At 41.1% G+C, this 9739-nt stretch carries 6 protein-coding genes; 3 read left to right on the top strand and 3 right to left on the bottom strand.

Annotated features, from left to right (window positions below):
• The 3 genes from ACT8YW_RS20045 to ACT8YW_RS20035 all read right to left on the bottom strand — a co-directional run.
• Positions 1–1513 (bottom strand): N-6 DNA methylase (locus ACT8YW_RS20045; RefSeq protein WP_444106929.1); only part of this gene is annotated, 1513 nt, incomplete at its 3' end.
• Positions 1494–2483 carry a DNA-methyltransferase gene (locus ACT8YW_RS20040; RefSeq protein WP_444106928.1) on the bottom strand — a complete coding sequence of 330 codons (990 nt, stop codon included), beginning with the start codon at positions 2481–2483 and terminating at the stop codon, positions 1494–1496. The genes ACT8YW_RS20045 and ACT8YW_RS20040, both read right to left, overlap by 20 nt.
• Positions 2484–2631: 148 nt before the next feature.
• On the bottom strand, positions 2632–3522 hold the full coding sequence (locus ACT8YW_RS20035) for a helix-turn-helix domain-containing protein (RefSeq protein WP_444106927.1): 891 nt from the start codon (positions 3520–3522) through the stop codon (positions 2632–2634).
• A 206-nt stretch (positions 3523–3728) separates the two neighbouring features.
• Between ACT8YW_RS20035 and ACT8YW_RS20030 the strand changes: the two genes are divergently transcribed.
• From ACT8YW_RS20030 to ACT8YW_RS20020, 3 genes are read left to right on the top strand one after another with little or no spacing between them, the layout of a single operon-like run.
• On the top strand, positions 3729–4847 hold the full coding sequence (locus tag ACT8YW_RS20030) for an efflux RND transporter periplasmic adaptor subunit (protein WP_444106926.1): 1119 nt from the start codon (positions 3729–3731) through the stop codon (positions 4845–4847).
• Between the two features lie 3 nt (positions 4848–4850).
• Entirely contained in the window at positions 4851–7991 is a 3141-nt protein-coding gene (locus ACT8YW_RS20025; protein WP_444106925.1) for an efflux RND transporter permease subunit, read from the top strand.
• Positions 7988–9358, top strand: coding sequence for an efflux transporter outer membrane subunit (locus ACT8YW_RS20020; RefSeq protein ID WP_444106924.1), 1371 nt, complete (start codon positions 7988–7990; stop codon positions 9356–9358). Before ACT8YW_RS20025 ends, ACT8YW_RS20020 begins: the two co-directional genes overlap by 4 nt.
• Positions 9359–9739: the final 381 nt, after the last annotated feature.

Here is a 9739-nt window from a genome sequence, read left to right as displayed (position 1 = left end):
GAATATATGCAAATATATCACTCTTTTTACTTAGTGTATTTTTCGCCTTAGTTTGTTCCTTGATTAATTCATTGATTTTTCCTATATTCGGATTAAGTTTTTTGATCTCTTTTTCTCTTATAAAAGGAAGATTGGATACGACATAATCCACATAAGGTAGTTTCTTTTCTACTTGATTTCCATTATTATGTTCTTCAAATGCAGTCTGGCCCATATGCAAATCAATTACGTCAGACCTGAAGATATTTAAAGTTTTTCCCATATTGTTGGGATTGGATAGAGATAGTGTTGATAGCTGGATAGGAAACGAATATTTATCAGAAGCCCAGATGCTTTCAATAATTTGGTCTTGCCCAATTTCATATTCTTCTTTGAGAGAATAAGCTTGCTTAATAATCGTCCCTGTTCCACAACAAGGGTCGAGGGTGATGCCATTTTTGTTATTTATCGTTATCCTTGTTAATAAATCAGCTAATTGAGGAGGAGTTGCAAATTGTCCGGCAACTTTTCTTTTGGCATAGTCGATGGACGATTGCAGTAAGTTTTGTAGAATTTGAATATCAACACTTTCAATCTTAATGTTCGAAATAAATAAATTTAATTGAACTAATTGCTTCCATACATTATCAGATATTAATTCATTGGCGATATTATCACCAAAAATATTCCCAAAATTACAGAGTTTCGAGATCTTCGCAATTATTTGCTGGGCCTCACTGACAGTTGTATCGAAAGTAATTGTTTCAATAATCTTTGCCTCATTGAAATGTCGTTTAATAATGTTGCCAAAAATAATTTTGAAGAACCAGTCGGTCAATATTACCTTCGATAAAGTTGGCAGTTTATGCTTTACATCTTTTTTAGTCTGTGGATTAAATCCGTATTCTGCTGCAGAAGAGAGCCACCAATTATCTATTTGCGCATCGAGTATTGCATTCCTTTTTATATTCTCTTTTATGTTTTCTGCTGTCGAGTCTATATTTTCGAGAACGATATCGATTATTTTATCGATTGCCAATATCTCGGAAGATCCACTTTCTGTTATTTCTCCATGTTCGAAATAATCATTTAAATCTTCCAGGATGGTATGTAGAAGATCTTTCCAAAGATTCTCGTTTTCTTTTACCTCTGAACGTGAATGAAGGTCAATGCTATCCCATGATTTCAAGATAGAGTATGTATTCCCTTTCTTAACATACAAAACTGCACTTGTCACATTCCAGAGAATAAAACTATTATTGTTCAGTATCTCTGATTTTATCTTGGCGTTGTTTATTAATTCCGTGTCGGTTATAGGAGTATCAGGCATTTTGAGTTCCCACCCCTGCAAAATTATCTTTTTAGCAGAGTCTTTGAAGATAAGCACATCCGGAAATAAACTCGATTTTTCATTTCTGATTGTATTCTCTCCTCCGGCACTTTTTACATGCCAACTTTTGTTAGCTAGGTAAATATTGATTTCGCTAATGACATCAATGGCCCAACTTCTTTCATTATAGTTGATTTGTGGCATCCGTTTCTAAATAGTTTAAGGTGTGATATTTTGTGATTGGTTTTTTGAAAAGTTTGCGAGTCGATGGAGTCACTTCTTCTCTTTTTAGTGTTTCTGAAATCCTATCCATACAAATCTTGATATAATCGGTAGGCTGTATCCTGTGCAATAATACATCTTCATTCTTTTCTATTCCGATAAATCTTCTGTTTTCCAGAATGGCCGACAGCAGGAAACTACCGCTTCCGCAAGCATTATCCAGAATGATATCCCCCGGGTTAGAGAATGTTCTGATTAAATATCTACCCAATTCAACAGGCTTTTGTGTCGGATGATAAACTTCGCCTTCCGATTCGGCCGTTTTTACATATACAAAGTCGTCATGATCCTCCTCAAAGAATACCACATCATTGGGATAACGTTCGCCATCACTTTTTACATGCTGTGGCTTGAACTCCCCATAACTACCTGTATATTGATCTTTTCTGACCCCCTTGTCATACGCTTCCCCTTTAGTCATTTGCGGATTGTATACCGGCTGTTTTTTATAGAAAACACAAACATCTTCGTGCTTACGAAGCGGTTGTTTTTTGGCATTTAAAAAGTTGGTAGGTTTTGATTTGATCCAGGTAATCTTGTATTTGAACAATTTCTCCTTGCTTAAAATCAATTTGGCTGTAAAAATACCTTGTGCGGTTAAAACGATCGCCCCATTGTCTTTAATAATACGTTCGTATTCAGCCCAAAGAGCCTGCAAATCAATCACGGAATCCCATTTATTTTGTGTAGTACCATACGGTAAATCACAAAGTATCATATCTATGGATTTATCAGGAATGGATGGCAATATGTTCAGACAGTCGCCCTGAATGACTTTGTTTATAAAAGGTTTGATGTCTTTCTTCTGTTTTTTCTTTTTTTGTATGACTCCTTCTATCAATCGTTTATCTTTCTCTTTTATATCTTTGGATGTAGAACCCATGGTTTGCATATTAAATATTTAAATTGTCATTTTCTGTCAAAAGTAGAAATAATAGGATTATCTCCCAAATTTATTATATGAAATAATCTGTTATTTGTACCAATAAGCTTTTTGAAGTTTATCACATGATGATTCTCTGAATAGAATCCTCAGTCCATTATTTTTTAGTAACGATGTTGTTTCTTCTTCTCCTATATGCCATTGGAGGAACTTTTTTGTGTTTCTTGAAGAATTTGCAAAATGCAGCCTGGTCCGAAAAGTGAAGTTCTTCTGCAATCTGTGATACAGGAATACTATCGTTTTCAAGCATAGCCATAGCCTGATGTATCAATTCATTGCAGATAATCGTATGTGGTGTTTTGCCCGTCATTCCCTTAACGATACGTGTAAGATGTTTAGTGGAAATACATAAAGCTTCTGCATAAAAATCAATATTATGCTCTTCCATGAAATGCTTTGAGACAAGCTTCATAAAATTCAATGTAATATGATCCCTTTTGCTGATATATGGTAAGGCATCATCCATGTTCTCTTCGTGGGTGAACATGATATTTCCCAGCTCAAGACTAAAACTTCTGAAGTAAGTTTCAGAAAGTTCCTGTCGGTAATAATGCTTTGGGTTACCAAGAGTCTCTTTTAATAGAAGCAGTTGTCTCTCAAGAATTCCGCTTTCCTCCTGTGAAAGGTGCCACACGGGAAGATACAGTCGTTCCAGTAAATGATTCAAGGGACCGGGACGAAGATTTTTCAGAGATTCACTGGCAAATTCAAATGTAATGAACAGGCACCATGCCCGCAGATTCGGGTCGATTCTGTTTATCCGGACCGTGATAGTATCCATAATATCAAGAAGAGCTGGCCCTTTCATTTCATACGGTTTTCCGTTTAGTTCCAATTCCAAGGCACCATCACATACGAGTATATGCAAACGACTTCCTTCCATGGTATTTCCTTTCAGTTTGTGGAACTTGTCAGGAGATATCAGTAAAAGTAATCCATCCCTACAACAGTCGGGGGGAAATAACAGGAATAATTCTTTCTGCGTCATTTTTATTTCAAGGTCTACATACCGCTACAAAAGTATGGAAAAATGTCCCGATCAAACAATTTCATGCGTCAAATAGACATACTATTTGCTAATGTTCTTTAATGAGGAGCAATCTGGACAAATCATTGCGCTGTTTGTACAAACAGTACTGAAAATACCTCATTTATTTTTGCGGCATCAAATAACAAATTTAACTAAAAAAAGAAATGAAGGTAAGAAGTATTTTTGTATCAGGTTTATGTTGCATATCCCTGCTGTCCGGTTGCCAGCAGAATACAAAGCAGCAGAATGAGGGGGAGAATTATCCCGTAATGACATTGAAACCGGAAGACAGACAACTATCTGTCAAGTACTCCGCAGTGATAGAAGGAAAGCAGGATGTGGAAATACGTCCTCAAGTTTCTGGAACGATTACGAAAGTCTGTGTAGAGGAGGGCGCTCGTGTCCATAAAGGACAAGTACTATTCATTATAGATCAGGTGCCATACAAAGCCGCCTTACAAAAAGCACAAGCTGCCGTAGCAACAGCAGAAGCCAACGAAGCGACTGCCAGACAGACGTTGGAGGGTAAGCAGTCTTTATTTAAGGACAAAGTAATCTCTGATTTCGAGCTGCGTACGGCCCAGAATGACTACAAAAGTGCCAAGGCCGCCCTGCTGCAGGCACAAGCTGAAATGGCGGACGCTCAGAACAATCTTTCCTACACAGAAGTAAAAAGTCCCGTAGACGGATATGCCGGCATGACGTCTTACCGTATCGGAGCATTAGTCAGCTCTTCCATGACAGATGCCCTTATCGATGTTTCGGACAATTCAGAGATGTATGTGTATTTCTCCTTGACAGAGAAACAAGTACTTTCCCTGACTGCCCAATACGGTTCTCTGGACAAAGCATTACAGTCTTTTCCGGAAGTTTCCCTGGAACTGAATGACGGCTCGAATTATGAACAAAAAGGAAAAGTAGATGTCATCAGTGGTATTATTGATAAAACGACCGGGACAGTAAGTATGCGTGCCGTATTCGGGAACAAGGACAAGCGGCTGATGAGCGGCGGGCAGGCTAATATCATCATTACTTATGACCGTCCGCAATGCATCGTCATTCCTCAAGGAGCTACCTATGAAATTCAGAACCGCATTTTTGCCTATAAAGTGGTAGACGGCAAGGCTGTTTCTACTCCTATAAAAGTTTTTGAAATTAATGACGGAGCAGAATACATTGTAGAAGAAGGGTTGCAGGAAGGAGATATCATTGTTTCCGAAGGTGCAGGTCTTTTGAAAGACGGTACAATTATATCCGCCGTAAAAGAAAAAAAGGAGGAATAGTTTATGAAACTGCAGAAATTTATAGACCGGCCGATTTTTTCAATGGTTATTTCGGTCGTTATTTTAGTAGCCGGATTAATCGGGCTGTATGCATTGTCCGTAGAGCAATATCCAGACATTGCTCCTCCTACTATCCGTGTTTCTACTACCTATAGCGGAGCCAATGCGGAAGCAGTACAAAAAAGTGTAATTGTTCCATTGGAAGAGGCCATCAATGGCGTGGAAAACATGACTTACATGACATCTACCGCCAGTAATACCGGTAGTGCCGAAATCACGGTTTACTTTAAACAAGGTAGCGATCCGGATATGGCAGCTGTCAATGTGCAGAACAAGGTGTCCACTGCAACTTCATTGTTACCGGCAGAGGTAACTAAAGTAGGTGTCACCACCATGAAGCGCCAAAGCAGTATGCTGAAAATCTTCGGGCTTTACAGTCCGAAAGGAACATACGACGAAACATTCCTAACCAATTACCTGACTATTAATGTGAAACCGCAGATACAACGTATCTCGGGTGTAGGTGAAGTCAATGTGATGGGAGGAGATTATGCGATGCGTATCTGGTTAAAACCGGACGTAATGGCACAATATGAATTGGAACCAAGCGATGTGGAAACCGCTCTTTCCAGCCAGAATATCGAGGCATCCACCGGCTCCATCGGCGAAGACTCCAAAAATGTATACCAATATACACTAAAATATCGCGGGAGGTTGGAAACCGAGCAGGAATTTGAAGAGATCGTTATCAAGTCTTACAATGACGGACGTGTGTTGAAGCTGAAAGACATTGCCACTGTGGAGTTGGGAGCACAAAGCTACTCCTATACTGGTACAGTCAATGGTGCTCCGGGAAGTACCTGTATGATTAACCAGACTGCCGGAACGAACGCCAATGAAATTATCACCAATATCGACAAATACCTGGATAAACTAAAGGAAACTCTTCCGGAAGATATGGAAATTGTGGAGTTGATGAGTACAAAGAACTTCCTCGACGCTTCTATTAATGAAGTTATCAAGACATTGCTGGAGGCTATCATACTGGTAGTATTGGTAGTATATGTATTTCTTCAGAATCCGCGTTCCACGCTGATTCCTACCATTAGTATCTTTGTGTCACTGATTGGAACATTTGCAGCCCTTTACATTGCAGGATTCAGTATCAACCTGCTTACGCTTTTTGCATTAGTGCTTGCCATTGGCACAATTGTGGATGACGCCATCATCGTGGTCGAGGCAGTTCAGACCCGTTTTGATGAAGGTTATCGTTCACCTTATAAGGCAGCTGTCGATGCTATGAATGGTATTTCTTCGGCTGTTGTCACATCCACTCTAGTCTTTATGGCTGTGTTCGTGCCTGTATCTTTCATGGGTGGTACATCCGGGATCTTTTATACACAATTTGGTATAACCATGGCAGTTTCCGTAGGTATTTCGGCCATCAATGCATTGACGCTTTCGCCCGCCCTGTGTGCCTTGATACTACGTCCGAACGAGATCTTAGTAGAAGGAAAGAAACCGGAGTTCTCTACCCGTTTCCGTATGGCTTTCGATTCGGCTTTCAAACGCATCGTCCTAAAGTATAAAATGGGAGCCAAGTTCCTTATTAAACGTAAGTGGCTGGCATGGTCCTCATTGGGACTGGCAATTATACTGCTTTGTTATCTGATGAGTACTACCAAAACCGGTCTTGTTCCTTCGGAAGACACCGGCTCCATATTTGTCAGTCTGGATGCACCTGCCGGAAGCACTTTGGCGGAAACGGCAAGTATCATGGATAAAGTTGAAAAAGAGCTGAAAGAGATTCCGCAGATTGACAATTTTAATAAGGTGGCCGGATTCGGCATGGGGTCGGGTAGTGGCTCTTCCCATGGTATGTTCATTATCAAATTAAAACATTGGGACGAACGGCAGGGAGAAGAAAGTAGCGTAGACGCTATATCCGAAGAAATATACCGCCGTACGGTAACCATTAAAAATGCTAATATTTTTGTTTTCTCTCCACCAATGATTTCAGGTTATGGTACCGGAAACAGCTTTGAACTCTACATTCAGGATCGTAGTGGAAAAGGAACCGAGGCTTTAAGCGAAGTGACCAATGAGTTTCTGGCAGAGTTGAACAAACGTCCGGAGATACAAATGGCCTATACATCGTTTAGTGCAAACTTTCCGCAATATCGTGTGGACGTGGACGAAGCACAATGCCAGCGTGTAGGTACTACTACCGAGGAAGTTCTTAACGTATTGTCCGGGTATTTCGGAAGTATTTACGCCTCCAATTTCAACCGTTTCACAAAGCTTTACCGTGTCATCATTCAGGCACCCTCGGATAGTCGTAAAAATATGCAGTCACTGGACAATATCTTTGTGAAGACAAATGGTGGAATGGCGCCGGTTAGCCAGTTCGTAAAACTGACCAAGACCTATGGCGCGGAGTCGCTGACACGCTTTAATATGTTCTCTTCCATCAATGTACAGGGAATGCCCGCAGACGGTTACAGTTCGGGAGATGTCATCAGTGCTGTGACAGAGGTAGCAGCCCAGACACTTCCTACCGGCTATGGCTACGAATATTCCGGCATGACACGTGAAGAAGAACAGATGGCCAACTCGCATGACACCATTATTATCTATGGTGTATGCATCCTGTTCATTTACCTGATACTCTGTGCGCTTTACGAGAGTATATTCATTCCGATGGCGGTCATTCTTTCCGTACCTTTCGGTTTGATGGGAAGTTTCCTTTTTGCCCGTATGTGGGGAATTGAAAACAACATCTACTTGCAAACGGGACTGATAATGCTAATTGGGCTACTTTCTAAAACTGCAATTCTGTTGACAGAGTATGCTACAGAACGCCGTCATGCAGGCATGTCACTCACACAAGCCGCCATGAGCGCGGCCACCGTCCGTTTCCGTCCCATTCTGATGACGGCACTTACCATGATTTTTGGTATGCTTCCGTTAATGTTTGCTTCCGGGGTAGGAGCCAATGGTAACCGTTCTTTGGGTGTAGGTGTGGTAGGTGGTCTGATTATCGGAACTGTAGCTCTATTATTTGTAACACCCGCTTTCTTCATCGTATTCCAATATATCGAAGAACGGGTAATGGGTAAACGAAAAGAAGATAGACAATTATGAAAAGGATAATATATATAATCATGTGTATGGCATTGCTGAGCAGTTGCCATATCTACCGCAATTACCAACGACCGGAGGGCTTGCCCGTGGACAGCCTGTTTCGGGAGACGGACAGCAGCCGGACGGAAGATTCCCTGATACTGGGAGATCTTCCCTGGCAGGAAATGTTCCAGGACACACTGTTGCAAAACCTGATCCGTTACGGACTGGCGAACAATACTGATATGCAAACAGCCCTGTTACGTGTTGACCAGGCTAAAGCACAGCTAAAGGCTGCCCGTTTATCGTTTCTACCGTCATTGACCTTGTCTCCACAAGGTACACTGACTGGCACGGATGGAAGTAAAACGGTGAAAACCTACGAACTACCTGTACAGGCAAGTTGGGAGATAGATCTTTTTGGAAATCTGAGTAACGCTAAAAAAGGAACCCAGGCTACCTTATTACAACAGAAAGCATATCAACAAGCCGTCCGCTCGGAATTGATAGCAACGATTGCCAATGATTACTACTCACTCCTGATGTTGGATGAACAATTGGAAATCAGCCAGGCTACATTAGACGTCTGGAGAGAACAAATACGAACCATGGAATCCAAGTTCAAAGTGGGTGAAGAAACGGAAAATGCCATCACACAAGCCCGTGCCAATCTGTACGAACTGGAAGCCACACATAACGACTTGCAGAGACAACAGCGCGAAGCGGAAAACACACTTTGCACACTTTTGGGAACGACTTCCCGAAGTATTCAGCGGGGCAGCTTGGAACAGCAGAACTTTCCGGAACTAATCAATATAGGAGTTCCTTTACGGTTACTGTCCAAACGTCCGGATGTGGTACAAGCGGAAATGACATTAGCGAATGCTTACTATACGACTAATCAGGCACGTTCAGCTTTCTATCCCAATCTTACTCTGACTGGAAGTGCCGGATGGACGAATTCTCTGGGACAGGTGGTGACCAATCCCGGTGGTTGGATACTTTCGGCCGTTGCATCTCTGACACAGCCCATTTTTAATAGAGGAAAACTAATATCCAACCTGCGTGTATCCAAGGATGATGAACAGATAGCCTTACTCGCTTACAAGCAAGTCCTGCTGGACGCCGGACAGGAAGTAAATGATGCACTATATGCTACAGAAGCGGCACAAAGAACTCTTGGCAGTCATCAGAAGCAATGCAAGGAATTGGAACGTACCGTACAGACTTCCGAGGCGCTTTATCAGACGGGTAATGCTACCTATTTGGAGTTGCTCACGGCACGGCAGTCGCTATTGAATGCCCGATTGAACATGGTTTCCGACAGGTTCACACACTGTCAGTCCATTATTAACCTATATAATGCACTAGGAGGAGGATGCGAATAATAATAACCATGAAAGCAGATTCTTAGCCCGCGAAGAGACGTGTTAATCTTTTACGCTCATTATCATACTTCATACCTTTATTAAAGAACCGTTTTTACAAGGGCTATATATTGCAGCTTGGGTTTTTCCCAAGCTGCATTTTTCATTAATATTGCTACATAGTAGTAGATCTTCTGCTATTGTTATTAAAAATATGAAAAACATGAACTTGGCAGGAATAAGAACATGGACATATCTTCTATAGAATTCCCGCAATTACTTCTTTCTGATAGGAATTGCGGGAATTTGTATGGAATTATTTCTGTATTCTACCTATTCTTTCATATCTATATCGTATCTTTGTAGGAGTTCTGAAACTTTGAATATAAAGATAACTACGCT

It is taken from the genome of Bacteroides sp. (genome assembly GCF_052357945.1).
Lineage (GTDB): Bacteria > Bacteroidota > Bacteroidia > Bacteroidales > Bacteroidaceae > Bacteroides.
This window is presented reverse-complemented; position numbering and strand designations above follow the sequence as displayed.